14 protein-coding genes and 1 pseudogene are annotated in these 17,804 nt (G+C 31.8%); 1 reads left to right on the top strand and 14 read right to left on the bottom strand.

The genetic code is table 11. The features are described 5' to 3' along the window. Positions 1-22: 22 nt before the first annotated feature. The 13 genes and pseudogenes from rarD to BED47_RS03550 form a co-directional block, all read right to left on the bottom strand. Positions 23-958 carry an EamA family transporter RarD gene (rarD, locus tag BED47_RS03610; RefSeq protein ID WP_069032463.1) on the bottom strand — a complete coding sequence of 312 codons (936 nt, stop codon included), beginning with the start codon at positions 956-958 and terminating at the stop codon, positions 23-25. 25 nt (positions 959-983) lie between these two features. Further along, positions 984-2,423 (bottom strand): MDR family MFS transporter, encoded by a 1,440-nt coding sequence (locus BED47_RS03605; protein ID WP_069032462.1) that lies wholly within the window; start codon positions 2,421-2,423, stop codon positions 984-986. Between the two features lie 115 nt (positions 2,424-2,538). Then, entirely contained in the window at positions 2,539-3,057 is a 519-nt protein-coding gene (gene msrA, locus BED47_RS03600) for a peptide-methionine (S)-S-oxide reductase MsrA (protein ID WP_069032628.1), read from the bottom strand. A gap of 242 nt (positions 3,058-3,299) precedes the next feature. Then, a complete protein-coding gene (locus tag BED47_RS03595; protein WP_069032461.1) occupies positions 3,300-5,012 on the bottom strand; it encodes an FTR1 family iron permease in 1,713 nt (570 codons plus the stop codon). Between the two features lie 9 nt (positions 5,013-5,021). After that, positions 5,022-6,272 (bottom strand): iron uptake transporter deferrochelatase/peroxidase subunit, encoded by a 1,251-nt coding sequence (gene efeB / locus BED47_RS03590; protein WP_069032460.1) that lies wholly within the window; start codon positions 6,270-6,272, stop codon positions 5,022-5,024. A 1-nt stretch (position 6,273) separates the two neighbouring features. After that, positions 6,274-7,122 (bottom strand): iron uptake system protein EfeO, encoded by an 849-nt coding sequence (gene efeO, locus BED47_RS03585; RefSeq protein WP_069032459.1) that lies wholly within the window; start codon positions 7,120-7,122, stop codon positions 6,274-6,276. A 280-nt stretch (positions 7,123-7,402) separates the two neighbouring features. Continuing rightward, positions 7,403-8,710 (bottom strand): annotated as a pseudogene (locus BED47_RS03580) (D-arabinono-1,4-lactone oxidase). Next, on the bottom strand, positions 8,698-9,873 hold the full coding sequence (locus BED47_RS03575; RefSeq protein WP_069032458.1) for an alanine racemase: 1,176 nt from the start codon (positions 9,871-9,873) through the stop codon (positions 8,698-8,700). The pseudogene BED47_RS03580 and the gene BED47_RS03575 overlap by 13 nt, the downstream one beginning before the upstream one ends. 96 nt (positions 9,874-9,969) lie before the next feature. Next, positions 9,970-12,243, bottom strand: a complete 2,274-nt coding sequence (locus BED47_RS03570; protein WP_069032457.1) for an AAA domain-containing protein — start codon at positions 12,241-12,243, stop codon at positions 9,970-9,972. A gap of 374 nt (positions 12,244-12,617) precedes the next feature. Then, positions 12,618-13,007 (bottom strand): hypothetical protein, encoded by a 390-nt coding sequence (locus tag BED47_RS03565; protein WP_069032456.1) that lies wholly within the window; start codon positions 13,005-13,007, stop codon positions 12,618-12,620. A gap of 347 nt (positions 13,008-13,354) precedes the next feature. Then, positions 13,355-14,095, bottom strand: coding sequence for an esterase family protein (locus BED47_RS03560; protein WP_069032455.1), 741 nt, complete (start codon positions 14,093-14,095; stop codon positions 13,355-13,357). A gap of 17 nt (positions 14,096-14,112) precedes the next feature. Further along, on the bottom strand, positions 14,113-15,300 hold the full coding sequence (locus BED47_RS03555) for an ATP-grasp domain-containing protein (protein WP_069032454.1): 1,188 nt from the start codon (positions 15,298-15,300) through the stop codon (positions 14,113-14,115). A 130-nt stretch (positions 15,301-15,430) separates the two neighbouring features. Further along, on the bottom strand, positions 15,431-16,261 hold the full coding sequence (locus BED47_RS03550; RefSeq protein ID WP_069032453.1) for an alpha/beta hydrolase: 831 nt from the start codon (positions 16,259-16,261) through the stop codon (positions 15,431-15,433). 450 nt (positions 16,262-16,711) lie between these two features. On the opposite strand from BED47_RS03550, the gene BED47_RS03545 reads away from it, so the two are divergent. Next, positions 16,712-17,224 carry a GNAT family N-acetyltransferase gene (locus BED47_RS03545; protein WP_069032452.1) on the top strand — a complete coding sequence of 171 codons (513 nt, stop codon included), beginning with the start codon at positions 16,712-16,714 and terminating at the stop codon, positions 17,222-17,224. A 76-nt stretch (positions 17,225-17,300) separates the two neighbouring features. Here the strand turns inward: BED47_RS03545 and BED47_RS03540 are convergent, their stop codons facing one another. Continuing rightward, a complete protein-coding gene (locus BED47_RS03540) occupies positions 17,301-17,768 on the bottom strand; it encodes a hypothetical protein (protein WP_069032451.1) in 468 nt (155 codons plus the stop codon). Positions 17,769-17,804 lie beyond the last annotated feature (36 nt).

Raw genomic sequence — 17,804 nt, 5'->3', positions numbered from 1 at the left:
AAGCTACATACATAATCTATTTCTAGGCAGATATTGATTGCTTTTTATTTCGATTTTTAAGTTTTTGTTCAATTGATTTCATAAACGGTGTAGTAGAGACCGCAAATACGATACAAGCTAACCAAATAAATGAAAATGAGATAAAGTCTTTCTTTGAAAAACTTTCATCATATAATAAAATCCCTATTAATAAACTAATTGTTGGTGAAATAAATTGCAAAAATCCAACATAAGTATACGGAATTAATTGGGCTGCTTTACCGAAAAACAATAAAGGAATAATTGTTACTAAACCAGCACCTACTATAAATAATTGCTCAATTGGTGCACTTTCTACAAGTCCCGCTTGGCCTTTATAAGCTAGAAAACCAAAGTATAGTAAGGCCACTGGAAAAATTAATAATGTTTCAATTGTAAGGCTTAAAAAAGAATCGATATTTAAAATCTTTTTCAATAATCCATAAAAAGCAAATGTTAAAGATAATAGTATTGCTACGATAGGTAAAGTACCTGACATGATTGTTAAATATCCTACCCCTATTGTTGCTAAACAAACTGAAACGATTTGCCAAATAGACAGTGACTCTTTCAATACGATTACACCAAGTATAATGCTAACTAATGGATTAATATAATAACCTAAGCTTGCATCAAGAATATGATTTGAATTGACTGCCCAAATATAGATTAGCCAATTGGTACTAATTAATAGTGAAATAGCAATCATTGAAACGAATACTTTTTTATTACTTACAACTTGCTTCCAAGTAATTTTAAATTGCTTTAATTTTTTTGTAAGAAGAATGAAAAGTATTAACGTTACAAAAGACCATATAATACGATGTGTTAATATTTCAAAAGGAGAAATATCTTGTATTAGTTTCCAATAAATTGGTAAGACTCCCCAGACCACATATGCAAGTACACCGTACAAAATCCCTTTAAGTGTGTTGTTCATTCTCTCCCAGCTTTCTTTTTCTATATTAGTGTGCTATTTCAGCCTTTTTTTCTTCAGATTGTTCAGACGGTAAAAAAAAGACGAAAATAAACGTAATAATACTAAATACCGCCATAAATAAAGTGATGATTTCAAAACCAGCCGTAACAGCTTTTACTGTCGATAAATGATTGATTTGATTATGAGCATTTAAGATTAATTTTTGACCATTCAATACTTCGGAAGCCTTAATTGTAAAAATGGTTCCTAACACAGCAACGGTAATTGTTTGCGAAAAAGTATTTAAAAAGGAATTTGCGGCAATTGCAATACCCCTTTGGTTCATTCCTACTGCTGATGAAATTAGGATCATATAAATTGGAAAAGATAAACCAAAGCCAAGACCTAAAAATGCATTAAATGGATAAATTAATATTTTTGAATCATGAAAAAAGTTCATACCTAAGGCACCTATAATACATAAGAAAGCCCCTAATAGGATAATATTTCTTGCCTTCATTTTCTTAATGAAACGACCAGATAAAAAAGAACCTAATGTCCAAGCGAATGAAAGTGGAATTAACATTAAACCTGACTGTGTTGCACTTAATCCAAACACACTTTGATTATAAACTGGTAAATATACCTCGATCGAGATTAGAAGCGCATGTGCAATAAACATTGCTGCATATGTTACGACTAAATTTCTGATTTTGAATAATGAAAGTGGTAATAATGGTTCTTTTGCTCTTGTTTCAACAAAAAGAAATAACCCAAATAAAATAATTGCAAAAGCAAAAAGGAAAAGTAAATTTGGAGAAGTCCAGTTATGTTGCTCTCCTCCTACAACTAAAGCATATAAAGCAGATAAAGTACTGAATATAAAAAGGATGGACCCTAAATAATCAATTGAAACTGTATTTTTACTGTCAATTTTCTGATGATAATATTTCCAAAATAGAATAATAGAAATGATGCCAAATGGAAAATTAATAAAAAAGATATAACGCCAAGAAATGAAGTCTACAAAAAATCCTCCAACTAATGGACCAATTACACTTGAAACAGCCCAAACCGCACTAATATACCCTTGTACTTTAGCCCTTTCTTGGTATGGATATAAATCACTTATTACTGTCATCGTTAAAGGTAATGCAGCTCCAGCACCTAGCCCTTGAATTGTACGAAATAATATCAATTGACCCATATTTTGTGAAAAACCACATAAAACTGAACCTAAAATAAATAAAATGATGCCAAACATTAATAAGTTTTTGCGACCATATAAATCCGATAACTTCCCATAGATGGGTGTCGTTACAGTCATTGCCAACATATAAGCTGCAAAAATCCAACTCATCAACTTAACACCAGATAATTCAGTAGTGATGGTAGGTGTGGCAGTTGTTATAATCGTCCCTTCAATCGCAGACAATGTAACAGCTACCAATAACCCGATCGTCACTAGCCTTCGATTTGTTTCCATAGTATCCCTCCATTCGAGAGCAGATATAAGGATTGAAAATTTTTAGGATAGATAAATATTCCTATCTCCCTTAAAAATAATAGAAGCTCTAATGGAGCTTCTATTGTTTTTTTGCCTACTTTTTCCAATTTGACTCAATAAATTCGTCTCTTCCTGACATCGCTCTATCTTCTTTATAGTGTTTTGGATTTTTTTTATGATAGTCTTGGTGATACTCTTCAGCCTCAAAAAAAGTGGTTGCCTGTAATATTTCAGTTACGATCGGTTTCTTAAACATATTACTTTCAATTAATTTTTCTTTTGATTCCATTGCTTCCTTAAGCTGTGAATCATTATGAACAAATATGGCAGCTCGATATTGTGAACCTCTATCTTGGAATTGACCGTCTGGATCAGTTGGATCAATTTGCGGCCAAAATAATTCTAATAATTTTTTGTATGAGAATAATTCATCGTCAAACGTAATTTGAACTACTTCATAATGGCCAGTAGTACCCTTTTTAACCTCTTCATACGTAGGGTTTTCTAATTCCCCACCCATATAACCTGAAACAATACTATGTATACCAGGTAAATCCTCAAACGGTGTTACCATACACCAAAAACAACCACCTGCAAATGTAGCTTTTTGAATCATTAAAAATCCTCCTTACTTTACCTAGTTTACATAATATTATTATGAAAACCTATCTAATTCTTTAATCTTATCTTATCTCTTTTAAAAGAATTTTTAAATATTTTAGCTCATAATTTTCCAATTTTTTATTAAATGAATTCCATCAATCTGATTTGACTATTACTAAGGTGAAAAGACGATAAAAAACAGACATAAATTGTCTATTTGAAGGACAATTATGCCTGTTTTCTTATACTGTTTTAAGCAGCAATTGACTTACTATTATTTTTAACTTTTGTTCCAACGAACAACCAAATGACAAATAGTAATAAAATTAGTTGTGGAATGATACTTTCTAGGGAAGGATAAATCCCTAATTTAGGTATTGTTGGAAAAATAGTACTCATATGGTCAGGCAAATAGCCAATTCCTTGTAATGCATGTATACTTTGACCAATGAATTTAAACGTCAAGTAATAAATACATAAACTTGCAATTGTAAAAAACGGCTTTAAAGGAATAAATTTGCTTCCTTTTAAGATGAAAATTCCAATTATTACAAGTAAAATGATTCCACCTGCAAAACCAGTAATCAATTCTTTCGCTGTAATTGAAGAACTCATACCGATATAAAATACTACTGTTTCAGCACCTTCTCTAAATACTGCGAAAAATGAAAGTAAGCTTAATGAAAGAATTCCTCCGCCAGCAATTGCTGCTTTTGCTTTTTCTTTCATCTTACTTCCATATTCTTGTTGGCGGGATTGTTTATGCAACCATAACCCAACTGTTAACATGAAAACAACAGCAATAAGACCAGATATTCCTTCAATTAATTGATTACTAATTCCAGCTGAGATCTTTGATAATAAGAACTGGAATAATAAACCGGCTACTAAACTAGCTAAAATACCACAAGCACCACCAACAAAGATCCACTTACGTGCTGATTCTTGTTTACCTTTTGACACTAATGCTAGTAAAGCAGAAATAATAATTAAAGCCTCTAAACCTTCACGAAATACAATTGTCCCTGCATCAAACATCGTATAAGATGTTTTCTTCGTAGCTAAGTTTAAATTGTTTTGAATTTGTTTTAATGTTTTCATCGTTGTAGCAGATTCAGGCTTTTCAGTTAACTGAGTTAAAGCAATGGATGTATCATTTTCAATCTTCTTATATAATTCCATTGAATTTGATTGAACCATTACTTCAACATATGGCCAATCTTGTATAAATTCATTAAACGTTGCTTGTGCTTTCTCTGTATCATTTGATCCAACATAATTGATTGTTTGATTGAGTAGTTTTATAGCTTTCTCAATACTAACTTCTTTTGTTGCGTCACTACTTGGATTATTCAATACATCGATTAATTTAGTAAAAGAATCATTAACTTTAGTAATTGAAGGATTTTCAGTAAACAAAGTTGACCTAGAAGTAATCATATTAGCTTCGATTGAACCATAAAAACCACTGTTTGCTTTTCTTATATCATTTTCTACTTTTGACCATTCAATTTCAAAAAGCTTATACTCTGATTGTGCCTTTTCCCAATTCGATTCATTTGATAAAGTTTTAACATTATTTAAATGAAATATTATTTTAGTCAGATTAATTTGAGAAAGATCTTTTTTATCATTCGTATTTTCGATCCACTTTTCTGTTTCAAAAGCGATCCCGCGAATATCATCTTTTACTGTTGCAAGTTCATTTTGATCAATATCTTTAATCGCTTGGTCAACAAGTTTAGTTAATTTTGAAGTTTTTTTCTCATTTTTAATTAACTCTTTAATCGCTAATAAATCTGTTTTTACTTTATCTTTTTCACCATTTTTAACTTCTGTTAAAGAGTTACCAATATGTGAAAGTACTTGTTCCTGGATATCAGTTTCAGCAAATGTTTTATGAAACGGACTAAATATTAAACTAAAAAATAGTAAACTAGCTATTAAAAATATATTTTTTTTCATGCAATTCACCTAAAGTAATCCTTCGCCAATATAGCTTCCATTCTTAACCCCAGGGAAGCATGCAAATACTGCACTACCATTATGTTCAATGTATTCGTTCAATAAATCCATTTTCGCTAATTTATCTTGTAAAGGAATAAATTGTTTTTCTAAATCTCTTTGGAAACTAACAAATAGTAAGCCTGCATCTAATTTTCCCGTTTGGATATCAAGACCGTCAGTATATGAATAAGATCTTCTTAAAATTTTAATTTTACCTTTTCCTTTTGCTAAGGCAACATGTGAATCTGCAGGAATCAGTAATTTCCCATTATCATCTGTTTTCTTTAAATCGATTTTAGCAAATTCACTACTTTCACCGATTGGTGCACCAGATGATCTGTGACGACCAAATGTTTGTTCTTGATCTTGTAATGAACTGCGATCCCATTCCTCAACACGGATACGTATACGCCTTGCAACTAAATAAGAACCACCTGTTAGCCAAGCTGGGCCATCGCCATTTTGTACCCAAATATGTGAATTCATTTCTTTTTCATCTTTTGTATCTGGATTTCCAGTACCGTCTTTAAAACCCATTAGGTTCCTAGGTGTACTACCAGATGGATCCGCTCCAGATGAACGTTGGAAACCGTGCTGCATCCATTTTAAACTAACAGTCCCACGTCCAATTCGAATTAAGTTTCTTACACCATGAAAAGCAACTTGTTGATCGTTTGCACAAACTTGAACTACGATGTCTCCACCGTTCCATTCCTCTCTCAAATCATCACCAGGGAAATGAGGCAAATCTTTTAACCCCGATGGTTTACTAGATTGAATTGATAATCGGTCAAAAAATGAAGGGCCAACTCCAAATGTAAACGTAAGCTTCATTGGTTGTAAACCTGTTGCTTCCCCCGTATCAATTGGTGGTGATGAAGGAAAATCTGAATCACCTAGTTCCTTTCCTTCACTCATTAAAGCTGCTGCTTCAGTCCATTTTTTAAACATTGTTTTGACATCTGCTTTTGAAGTAGTTTCTAGTTTAAATGACGCCAAATACATAAAATCTTGAGCAGGAGTTGTAATACCTTGTTGCTTTTTACCATAAAACGGAAGTATCTCTCTTGCATCCGCTTTTGCTGGTGAAAAGAAATTAGTTACCTTTTCAGTAGCTGTTTCAATTCCAGTTGCACCAATAAGTATACCAGCCCCACCAACTCCAATAAGTTTTAATGCATCTCTTCTAGAAACTTTATTCGTTTCTAATTTTTTCATATTATTTAACCCCTAATGTTGACCCAACTTGAGAAATCGGTTCTGCTAATGCATCTACTTGTTGAGCCAATTTTTTCACTTCATCTTCTTTTAACTGTTTATAATCAACGTACTGATCACCTTTTTTATAAGTATTTAATGTTGTCATTAAATCATTGAATCTAGTTTCAATTGTTTTAGCTAAATCAGCATCTTTTGCTTTTAGTTTTTCTGATAATAATTGAACGATTTTATCTGAACCTTCCACGTTAGCTGCAAAATCAGCTAAATCAGTATGAGAATATCGCTCTTCTTCACCAGTAACTTTTGAAGATGATACTTCATTTAATAATTCAACAGGACCAGTTACAAATAATACAGGATCAATTTCAGCTGTTTCTACTTTTGCTCTTAAATAGTTCGCATCCTTCATAAGTTGTTCTGTATATTTTTCAAGACCTTTTGTTGTATTTTGAACCCAAAGAACTTGCTCAATTTTATGGAAACCAGTCCATTCATTTGCAGGTACATCACCTTCACGGGCATCAATTTTTGGATCTAAATCCCCAAATGATTCTGCTACAGGTTCAATTCTTTCGTAATATGAACGACTAATTGGATATAAACGTTTTGCCTCTGCCATGTTTCCTGCATTAATTGCATCAACGAACTTCTGTGTATTTGATACGAACTCTTCCGTTTGAGATACAACGAAATCTCTATAATTATTAATCTCAGAATCTAAATTTATTTTTGCTTCTACTTTTGATTCTTTTTTTACGTTACTAGCTTCTTCACTTTTTTGTGCACAACCTGCCATCATTAAACTAGTAGCAAGAGAAATTGCGATCATTGTAGTTTGCTTCTTCATGAAAATACCCCCGAAAAAATCTAAATTAAATATATGTAATTGATATTGATAATTCTTCTCATCACTTATCATAATACAATTGATAAATATTTTCAATTAGATTTTCATAAAAAAATGACTGAAGCTTGTTCAGTCATTTTAAATCTATCTATTATTTAGAGCGAGTTTTCCAAATTTATTCACTTAATGTTCGTACTTTTTAATTTAACCTCTTATATAATTAAGGTAGTACAGCTGATACTATTAAATTATTTAACAGCAAGTCATCTAACCAACAACTTTATTCAATCTTAAATAATTTCGCTAAATAAGCATTCACAAAAATATTATTCTTATCTAATTGACTTCGAATAGTAAGAAAGTTAGATAATGATGGATACGAGTGATTTAGTCTTTCTAAATTCATTGAATGCATTTTTCCCCAATGTGGTCTGCCGTTATAGCTTTGAAGAATTTCTTCTATTCTATTAAAATAGTCTTGATGCGGCATTCCTTTATACATATGGATCGCGATATACGCTGAATCACGCATCGAAGCAGGACTTATTAAAAAATTATCTCCTTGTACGAATCGACATTCGATTGGGAAATGGACGTTAAAACGTTTATTTTTTATTTCTTCTTGTATTTCTAAAGTCGCATCATTCATATATTCAGCTGGAATACTGTACTCCATTTCGTTAAATTTTACATTTCGAGTTGTTGAAAATAATTCATGGCTCGGTCCGACCATTCTTGAATTTGGAACACTGCTACCACTTATTTTACTAATTTGAGAACTACTTTTTGGAAAGTTTCTACTAAATTCACTTAATAACCAGAATGCTTTATTTTCAATGGTTGCTACCTTCCATTTCTCAAATTTAAATGAATGTTTCTTCGTTCTAGTTTCATTCATTATCTTTACTTGAACTTGATCAGAATAAGGGAATAAGTAAAACTCAAAATGTTCATTTTCTTTTTTCAAATTTAGTAGATTACTATAAACTTCATCAATCTTTATTTTTTTACTCTCAAAACGATACGTTTTAGCAGGCTTTATCCTAATTTTAAATTTAACAACTATGCCAAGTAGACCTAACGATACGCCAATTGCCCTATAAATATCTGTATTTTTTGTCTTTGATCAATCTAATAGATCACCAGATGGTAATACTACTGTCATCTCTTCGATTTGCGTAGATAAAATTCCGTGATCAATTCCTGTGCCATGCGTACCCGTTAAAAATGCTCCTGCAATCGATTGAACATTTATATCACCTAAGTTTTCTTGTGAAAAACCTGATTCATATAATTCATTTCCTAATTGTTCAAGCTTAGTTCCAGCCCAAACTTCGGCAATTTGTTCCTCTTTGTTGATAGAAATAACACCATTTAAATTATCTAGTGACAGTAAATAGTCGTTTGTTGAAATTAGTGGAGTAAATGAGTGACATGAACCTACTACTCTTATTTTCTTATTTTCCGAGTTAGCTTTTTTAACGAGGTTAACAACTTCTTCAATCGATGAAGGATAAAATACTTGATTCGGTTTAAACTTTACACTTCCAGACCAGTTTTTCCATAACATACTTTTCATAGGAAGCACCCCCTATCTCCTCTGTATGTTGTGAACCGGTCGATAATCTTATTTTTACTTACTACATATAAATGAGAAAAACGCTCAGCAATTTCACCAGACTTACTTGGTCTAAATAAAATTGCTTCTCCTATTTTTAAATCTTCATGACCTGAATAAAAAACTGGGGTTTGAACTTCACCAGCACCTTCTAGTGGTAATAAAGTACAATGATCTGGGGAATATGGAGTTGGTAATTTTTCTTTTCCTACAGCACCTGAAGCGATAAATCCTCCACTTGTGCATGTAAAAATCTTATCTGCTGGTTTTCGAATGATTGGTAAAGCAAAGCCTATTGCTGGTTGATATTGAAAATTTCTGTATTCATCAAATAATGTTGGAGCGTAAAATCCAGAGCCTACTGTTACTTCTGTAACCACTTTTTCCTTTGTCGTCGAATGAAGACTTCCAGTTCCTCCACCATTTACAAACTCAAGATGGTAGCCATCCTTTTCAATGTATTTAACAATATCTCTTCGTTTTTTCGCTATTTCACCTAATGATTTCGTCTTTAAAAACTGTATTATTTTATTTTTAATAAACTTATTTTTAGCGTCATCACCAACACCCGCAATTTGCGCCTCATATCCCATAATTCCTTCTAAGCGGACGTTCAATGATTGCAAAATATGGGTTAGTAGAGGTACTAAATCTCTAGGTTCTTTTATTGGTGACCTCCTAACTCCAAAATGAAACCCATAATATGATGTACTCATATCTATATCGATACAAAGTGGAATAACAATCTCATTTTTTGCTGCAATCTTTTCAATCATACTAATTTGTTCAGTCTGATCCACCATACAAATGATTTTTTTACCCTTTTTTATTTGTAATGCAATTTTATTTAATCCTATTACATCAACTGTTGGATAACCAATTAACAAATTATCGAATCCATTTTCAGCAAGAAAATCTGCTTCATGGGGGTTATAACACATTAGCCCTTCATAACAATCATTGCTCTCTAATATATATTTTAAAACTTGTACACTACGAATTGATTTTGTAGCAATTCGTATTTTCTTACCGTTTGATTTAGCTGCAATATCATCCACATTTTGAACAAAAGCATCCCAATCTAAAAAAGCACATGGCATAGACAATTTAGAAAATACCGATCGATCGACCATTTATTCACCTATCCCGTAGCATTTTATTATTAATTTATGCAATAAATTATTTAATAAGAATAAAAAAAATTACATAGAATACGCTCTATGTAACTTTTAATAATCGATAAATCCTTTTAATATTTGACATGTTAAAGGACAATTCAATCTCGCAGAGTTATTTGATTGGTTTAAACTAACATTTGACAAGGGTATACCATACCATAAAATTTCATTATCAATCATAATGAAAGGTTGAACTTGATCTTTTTTAATAAAACTTCTATTTTTTTGATTTTCAAAATACGATTCACTTATAAAGAGAATAGGTATCTCAACTTCATTGATAAGTTTTCGTATTTCCAAAGACATTTCAGATAAATTAGGCATGGAGACAACTATTTTTTTGTTAGCATTTTTTAGATCAGTTACTAATTCATTTTTCATGTCTATGGAATCATTTGAAAACAGTCTTAACCTCTTTGATATACTCTTTGAAAAAACCTTTTCAAACTCTTCTTTACTCACCTTGTATTCATTATCCATCTGGAAATGAATTAACTTATTAATCGTCTTTTTTGAATTTGTTTTACTTTTTATAAATGGAATATCTGCAATATGAATAAATTTGCCTCGAGCTCTAGTCAAAGCAACATTAATTAATCTTTCACTGTTTTGATCTGTTAGTAGTAATCCAGGAGAATATTGTGGTTTCGTATCAACTGAATCAAAAATGATTACGTCGCACTCCGCTCCTTGAAATCGGTGAACTGTTGCGATTTGTATTGGCAATTCTCGATATTTTGTTTTGCCGATCATCTCTTTATGGAGTGCGGTAAGTAACTTTGCCTGTGCTCTATATGGCGTAACAATTCCAATTGACTTGACCCCATCTACTATACTTGAAAGAATACATTGAATTGCAATAATCGCAGAGCCTAAATTATATCTAGAATTCGTATTTGAATCTTTTAATGCATAAGTTTTAAGAAATTGTGAATTTATTAAACTATTTGCTTCCATTGGAAACGGTCTATGTTTAGCGATTTCCTGTCTTTTTTTTACAGAAGGATGATCAAACACTAACGAATGATAGATTTCTTTATTTGTAAATCCAGAAATGGCCGGATGCATTCTCCTTTGTTGATTCAGTAAAACTAAATTAATTAATTGTTCACCATTTTCTATTTTTTGGACAATTCCTGTATGGTGAAATAAATCTTCTTGTAGCCATTTTTTCACAAATTCATTATGAAAACATGATGCAATTGGTGGTAATTGTTTAAAATCTCCACATACAACAATTCTTTTCCCTAATGTTGAAGCAAAGGCGATTTGTGGTGTATACGCCATACTAATTTCATCAACAATCACTAAATCGAACTGGCGTAAATAGATTAAAGGATCTATTGAACATTTTGATAATGTAGTTCCAATCACTTTTGCTTGATCAATCAATTCCTTTTCTTTTTCACGAATTTCCCCTCGAATTTTATTTAACTTATTTTGAATTTTACTTAAATCATCTAATTCTTTTTTTGAGGCTGCACCTCTTCTAGCTTTCCTTAACATCGAGTGCTTTCGTTCATCTAAATTTTCCAACTCATATTGATTTATACTTCCATTTACTTCTACAAGCTTTGAAGAAAGGACGTCTTCATGTTGTAATAATACTTCATCTTTTGTATACCCATAGCGGACAATCTCGCCACTTTTCCATTTATCTTTCTGTTCTAATTCATGAATTACATTTTTCATTAATACATCTACTGCAGCATTAGAATGAGCTATTACTAAAACGGACTTATTTTTTTCGTAATGTTTTAAAATAATATTCGTTAAATTATAAGATTTCCCAGTACCTGGTGGACCCCATATATATGTTGTTGCATTATAAAACGAACGATAAATTAACTCCTGCTTTGTTGAAACTTCTTTCTTCATTTTACTTAAATGTTTAGCGGTTGAATCAGCATTCATTAGCTTCATAATTCTTTTTTGTTTACTACGATAATCTTTTATTTCCTCAAGTCTTTCAATTAATTGATCTAGTAACTCCCATGGTTCATTAAAAAGTTCTGCATATGGAATTGTTGAAGTAATTCTTTCATTTATTTTAATTTCAACTTGAGAGCCTTTAAATGACAACAATTCACCTTGATACTCTTGATTTTCTATTTTTATTCGAACCGGCGTTCCTTCTGGGGCAAAAATTTCTGCATAAATCGTAAACAAGATCACCGTACTTTGTCCAATTTGGTATAGAGGAGTCCCCTTAGAAAGGGTATAACTTCTCCCACCATGAAATTTCAAATAATTTCGTTCCGCTTCAATTGCTGTTTGCCATTCTGTAATTAACTTATTTACTTCATTTAGTGTATTTACAATCATTTATTTCACCTTATTAATTTCGAAATTGATATTTAAAGATTTCACTTTAGTCATTTATATTGCGTTAGGGAGTCCTTCTTAAATTTGTGGAAATCCATTAACAAACGCTCCTTAACTATAAAAATTAAACATTTATAGTAATTTACTTATCATACACTAGTTCATACAGTTTATTAAATTATTACAACTTATCAATCAGTTAAAATATTGTCGATTTTTTGATTGATTTTTTAGTGTAATTAGCCACAACCTGTACTTATTAAAAATTCTTTTCCTTTCCAAAAAAGATTCCCACCTGATAAAAAAGGAGAATGATTTCATTATGAAATCATTCCCCTCGAATAGTATGTAAATTTATTTAGAGTAATATCTCTTCATTGACTAACTAAACGTTTTTCAAAATCCGCCTTAAACAGCAGAATAGCATCGATATTAACAGCAAAATCGTGGTCACTCATATTAAAATTAGTGATATATTCGTCAGACCTCTCACGAACCATAATTGTTGGACGGATATTGTCTCCAATAGTGTCCAGAGTTACACCACTTCCATAAAAATACCAGTTCGTTTCAGTAGCCTTATTTGCTGCATTAGATAAGTCATTTTTTATTATTTCGCATAGATTATCCATAAAATCTTCATTCAGATTAATGACTTTTCCAAATTCACCTTCAACAGTTAGATCGGCATCTCCATACCAAATATTCCTGCTTGTTCTCTTCCCGTCATTGGAAGTATAAGTTTCATCATACAAAATATTCATTTTCATTACCCCCTGTTAAAATATAATTTCTTCTCACTATCATACCTCAATTAGAAATTGTTAATTAGCATGCTAATGTCTCACTAAACTTGAGTTAGTCATTTGTTATTTTAAGGTGAAGAGAATATGAGTAACTAAAAGAATCATAAACGGTAGCTATAATCACTTTTAGATAGGTTAATACAAGTGTTAGTTGAATAAATTATAATATTTTAATATTAAAATATAAAAAGAGCTACCTAAATAAAGTAGCCCTATAAAGTATTAAGTGCTTATTGCCAAAGTTTCGTTTCTTTTAAGTTTCAATAAAAATCTTATCTTAAAAAAACTGATGTTTTTATGATTTATTATTTAAATAATTCCCCTAAATAATACGGCATTTGTTTGCGCCACCAAACCCAGTCATGCGAAACATCTTCGCCCCACTCATCAAACCATGCTTTAATTTGTTTTTCTTCAAAGGCTTCTTTTAATGTTTTGTACGACGGCAGCCCGTCTTGTTCCCAATCACCTAGCCCGGTACATAATATGATATCTGCTGAACGGTATCGATCAATAAACCAGCCGTCATTTTGGTTCCATATGTAATCACTTGGTGAATTTTCGTATACAAGAGGATCATTTCCGTAGTCCCCAAAAAAGAAACGTACATCGTAAACACCGCTAAGTGCAACCGTTGTTTGGAAAACATCCGGATGTCTTAGGAAAAAGTTCAATGCATGATATGCCCCCATACTACATCCCGTTGTCATCATTGGATCAAACCAACCTGTTTTATGTTTAATAAATGGAATAGCTTCTGAAATCACATAACGATCATATGCTTCATGGGCTAATGCACGGTCATGTACTGATTTTGAGTCGTGAAGCCAACTTTCACTATCTATAGTAGACAGTGTAAAAAACTGAACTTTACCAGATTCAATAAAGTCATGACACACATCAATCATTCCAAAATTATTGTATTCAAAATGAGTCCCCCCAGATGAAGGGAAAACTAGGATTGGCATGCCACTATGTCCATATCTGTTTAACTGCATTTCGCGTCCTAATTCTCCACTCCAATGGCTTAAATGTTCTATATTCATTGAAAAATCTCCTATCCTTATACGTTTACAATGCTGCAATTTTTACGTTCATGTACAAAACGAATAATGTCATCGACTTCTTCCTGCGAATCTGCATTAATCGCATAAAATTGATTTCCTTGTAGTTCCGCAAACGCATCTGGAATACGCTTTTCAAACTTCACGCGGTCGCCAAATTGTTCATAAATAGCATTTGTATCGTGGTTATACTCATATGCATCACGCTGTGTTATACCGACACAATACTGGTTTTCGATATCGGATTCCTTAATTTTTTCACCTGTCACAATAGAAGCATACTGAGCAAATAAATCTATAGAGTATGCAAAATTGTACATATCTATCGTGTATCCTCCAGCTAAGCGGTTATTATATTCAAGTGCAACATAACCCCCATCTTCTAATTTAAAAAACTCAATATGGAAAAAGCGTTCTTTCATCCCAAAAGCTTTCACAATTGCCTTCCCATAAGTTTCGAGCCTAGGATCAATTTCTTTTTGAATCACATAAGCTAAATCCAACTGACCTTTAACAAGTTCCAGAGTTGGCACATTATATGTAAAGCTTGTTTGGAAAACAATATTCCCTTTTTGATCGACTAAACCATCAAATGTACAAAGCACGCCTCCTTCGACATATGGTTCAATGAAGTACACTTGTTCTTCATCCCATACTTCTTCAAAATGGCGTACAGCCTCTTCTGAACATAATTTAAAAGTTGCAGCTGATCCAACACCATTATCCGGTTTAGCAATAACTGGCAGTCCTAATTCATCAATGGCTTTCGTTAAGTCATTTTTAGTTTTAACGACTTTTCCATCTACAACAGGCACACCTGCTTTTTTAAACAGCTTTTTCATTTCAGATTTATATTTAACTTTTTTCAAGTCACTCGGTTTATTTCCGTATACATTAAATTGTTCTCGCAACTGTGCATCAAGTTCTAGCCAGTATTCGTTATTGGATTCAATGCGATCAATCGGACCATGTTTATAAAATAAAAATGCAACAGCACGTTTCACTTCATCTAGATCTTCTAAATTATTCACACGATAATATTCTGTTAAAGAGTTTTGTAGTTTGGAACCTAATTGGTCATATGGCTCTTCGCCAATACCTAATACATTAACACCTGCGGCTTTCAAACGATGAGCAAATGCCTGGAAATTTTCTGGATAAAATGGAGAGATCAAAATATAATTCATAAAAATGCTCCTTTCTTACTATGAAAAAATAGATTATTGATACAATATATTTCAATATAAAATTAATCTAAGCCTTTTAAAAATAAGTAAGATATATCAAATTTAAGTCAATTGTCATTATTTAGTTCAATTAAGACCATTTCTCACTTAAGAAAAATAAACATTCTGGTAAGTGTTTTGCCCAAGCTTTTTCATCATGTACTTCATCTGCAAAAATATTTAAACAAATGCTATCAATTGGAACAGAGCCTTTTATCAGTTGTATATAATACTTAAGCGAGCAATCAATATATGCTTGCTTCATATTTCCATACATCAATTGTCGATCAGTATCATCGCCTTCCTGAGTACCGACTTGAATATACACTCGCTGTTCAGGATCTAGCTCTTTACTAGCAATATACTGATCAAATGCTTTACTTGTAATCCAATTGGCTAAAGAAAAAATACCTAAACCACCAATTTGATCTTTATATTCAACACCCATAAAAGCCGAAATATTTCCTCCAAGTGAGCTACCAATCACCGCTGTATGATATTTATCCGATTTAGTTCGATATTGCTTATCAATGAACGGCTTCACGACTGTCATGACAAAATCAGCAAATTCCGCGCCTTTCCCACCTAGTTCATAATCTTCAGGAAGAGGGCTTTCAGTAATTTTCCAAGGCGTATATTCATTAATTCGGTCTTGTCCACCGTTATCGATCCCAACAACAATCATCTTCGGTAAATCAGGGTTTTGTTTAATTGCCGGAATCACTTTCCATGAATACCCACTATAAGATTCACTACTATAGAAAATATTTTGACCATCATGCATATAGACAACTGGATAATTTTGATCCTTGTCTTCTTCATAATTTTTCGGCAATAAAACACGCACGCGACGTTTTTCATTTTTATAAGACATATGTAATTGATGTGTTTCTAGTTTTAAATAAAAATAGGATTGGTTCATTTTAACTTCCTCGCTCCTTTATACTTACCTTTAGAAATCCAACTGCTTAATTTCTTCTAATAAATAAGTGTTTGATAAATATAAATCAGACTAGGAAGAGTACTCTTCAATAAATTTAAATACTCCTATGTTCTAATTGCTACATTTAAATCTAAATCTATTAAACTTTGATGCTAACCAATAACCTATATAAATGTTTTTATCAGCTGTTACCACATTAGTCTGAAAAATCATTTGTAATTAATTCAACGAAAATAGACTAGATTCCTTCTTGAACATTTATGTCAAATAATGAAATAGAGAATAACCGGTAAATGAATATCCTCTATTTCACGTATTGGAAGATAGTTTCCTAAGGAACAAGAATTATAATATGAAAAAATTTTACGGTCTGTATAAAAAGTTCTAAAATAAGAAGAGATAACAAATTAAATTTTGGGGAAAGAAAAAATGATTAGGGAAGCTACTCAAAATGATTTAAATGACATTTTAGAGATTTATAACGATGCTATTCTTAATACAACTGCTGTTTATACATATAAACCACAAACGCTAGAAAGCAGACAAATTTGGTTTGAACAAAAGATGGATGAAGGGTTTCCAATACTAGTTTGCGAACTTGATCAAAAAGTCGTTGGATTTGCTACATTCGGGCCCTTTAGAGCTTGGCCGGCCTATAAATATTCGATTGAGCATTCAGTTTATGTAAATAATGAATACAGAAAAAAGGGTATTGCCACTTCATTAATGAAAGAATTAATCTCAATTGCCAAAGAAAGAGAGTATATGACTTTAATTGCTGGAATTGATGCAGATAATGAAAAAAGTATTGCCATGCATAAAAACTTCGGATTTGTTTATTCAGGTACTATTAAAAAGGCAGGTTATAAATTTAATAGATGGCTTGACTTGTCCTTTTATCAATTAGATCTTGATGGTCCAAAAAATCCTACAGAAGAATAAATTAGTAATCTAGTAAGGGTATGTTTTGATTAATATTTTTCAAAACATACCCTTTCTTATTCTAACGAAAAACGTTCTATTTTACCTCTAAAGCAAAAGCATAAAAAGCATCGCCATATGATAAGTGCTCTTCTTTTTTATCCATCCAATATACTCCATATGAGTAATAATATACTCCTTTATTAATAGGTGCTGAAAATTGATTCTTCACTAATTCTATTTCAATTTCATTATTATTATTTATTTGACTTAAGTGGATTTCATTTGGTTTGGGATAATAATCCATTATAATTTTAACGGTTTCGCCAGGTTTTACTTCAATCGGCTTTCTCTCCTTAAGCAGCTCGACCGGTCCAGCCGTATCAACGCATTCTCCCTGTCTTTTCGATTGCCAACAATATGTACCTAAAATCGTATCATATGTTTGATTCTCCACTTGAACCATTGTTTTTGGAGGCTTATTCCCTTTCATTCCATTATTTGCTGAACATCCAGTGAAAATGAGAAAGAAAAAAAGTATCGATACACTTAACAATTTTGACATATTGGACACTCCCTATTTTCAAATTGGACTCAAAAT

This window comes from Gottfriedia luciferensis, assembly GCF_001712755.1.
In the GTDB taxonomy this organism is placed as follows: domain Bacteria; phylum Bacillota; class Bacilli; order Bacillales; family Bacillaceae_G; genus Gottfriedia; species Gottfriedia luciferensis_B.
Note: the sequence above shows the minus strand (reverse complement) of the source record. Positions and strands in the feature narration are given on the sequence as shown.

Bases quoted from the DNA above. Each gene is read 5' to 3' on its own strand.
- BED47_RS03555 (WP_069032454.1), bottom strand. From the start codon at position 15,300: ATGAATTATATTTTGATCTCTCCATTTTATCCAGAAAATTTCCAGGCA.
- rarD (WP_069032463.1), bottom strand. From the start codon at position 958: ATGAACAACACACTTAAAGGGATTTTGTACGGTGTACTTGCATATGTG.
- BED47_RS03595 (WP_069032461.1), bottom strand. From the start codon at position 5,012: ATGAAAAAAAATATATTTTTAATAGCTAGTTTACTATTTTTTAGTTTA.
- BED47_RS03560 (WP_069032455.1), bottom strand. From the start codon at position 14,095: ATGAATATAGAACATTTAAGCCATTGGAGTGGAGAATTAGGACGCGAA.
- BED47_RS03550 (WP_069032453.1), bottom strand. From the start codon at position 16,261: ATGAACCAATCCTATTTTTATTTAAAACTAGAAACACATCAATTACAT.
- BED47_RS03605 (WP_069032462.1), bottom strand. From the start codon at position 2,423: ATGGAAACAAATCGAAGGCTAGTGACGATCGGGTTATTGGTAGCTGTT.
- BED47_RS03570 (WP_069032457.1), bottom strand. From the start codon at position 12,243: ATGATTGTAAATACACTAAATGAAGTAAATAAGTTAATTACAGAATGG.
- BED47_RS03575 (WP_069032458.1), bottom strand. From the start codon at position 9,873: ATGGTCGATCGATCGGTATTTTCTAAATTGTCTATGCCATGTGCTTTT.
- efeO (WP_069032459.1), bottom strand. From the start codon at position 7,122: ATGAAGAAGCAAACTACAATGATCGCAATTTCTCTTGCTACTAGTTTA.
- BED47_RS03565 (WP_069032456.1), bottom strand. From the start codon at position 13,007: ATGAATATTTTGTATGATGAAACTTATACTTCCAATGACGGGAAGAGA.
- efeB (WP_069032460.1), bottom strand. From the start codon at position 6,272: ATGAAAAAATTAGAAACGAATAAAGTTTCTAGAAGAGATGCATTAAAA.
- BED47_RS03545 (WP_069032452.1), top strand. From the start codon at position 16,712: ATGATTAGGGAAGCTACTCAAAATGATTTAAATGACATTTTAGAGATT.
- BED47_RS03540 (WP_069032451.1), bottom strand. From the start codon at position 17,768: ATGTCAAAATTGTTAAGTGTATCGATACTTTTTTTCTTTCTCATTTTC.